The organism is Mycoplasmopsis mucosicanis (genome assembly GCF_006546935.1).
GTDB lineage: Bacteria > Bacillota_I > Bacilli_A > Mycoplasmatales > Metamycoplasmataceae > Mycoplasmopsis > Mycoplasmopsis mucosicanis.
This window is the reverse complement of the sequence record NZ_SMDN01000034.1, coordinates 1-605: the sequence shown is the minus strand read 5'-3', so window position 1 is coordinate 605 and position 605 is coordinate 1. Positions and strand designations below refer to the sequence as shown.

The 605-nt window shown below is 25.1% G+C and carries 1 pseudogene; it reads right to left on the bottom strand.

What is annotated here, in order from left to right:
- Positions 1-548, bottom strand: a pseudogene (locus E1I18_RS03630) (hypothetical protein); the annotation flags it as partial.
- Positions 549-605: the final 57 nt, after the last annotated feature.

Genomic DNA, 605 nt, shown 5'->3' with positions numbered 1-605 from the left:
TTATTTCTTGAAGTCATTTCTGCAATTTTATTATTTAAATTTTTGACTATTTCAATCTCATTTTCATATAGAACATCAAGAAGACTATAAAATGTATCTTTTTTAGATTCAATATCATTTAAATAATTATCTTTTGTCTCAAAACTCTTAATGATTGAAGTATTTTGTAGGATTCTTGATGCTATTTGGTATTTTAGAAGTTCTTCAAGGTTTTTGTGTTTAGACTTCTTTAAAGAGCTGAATATTTCAAGTTTTTTTATAACATCATAAAAAATATTAATCCCGATGTTTGTAATGAAATTTTTCTCTTTAAGCGAGCATAAATGGTCAAGCATCATTTTTTTTATGGTTTTAGGTTCTGTGTTATCACTGATTTCCTTGATCTTTTCTCTAAATATCTCAAGATATCGTTCATTTATTGCACTTAGTTTAGATTCGCTCCCTAAACTAATTACATTTTTTATTCCTTTTGCAAAACCATTAGACTTAACAACTCTGCAATATCTTGCTTTCCCGTTTCCCATCATCATAACTATTAGATTTTTCATAGTTTAATTATATCACAAAAATAAAATTATGTTATGTAATGTTATGTAATTTTTTTG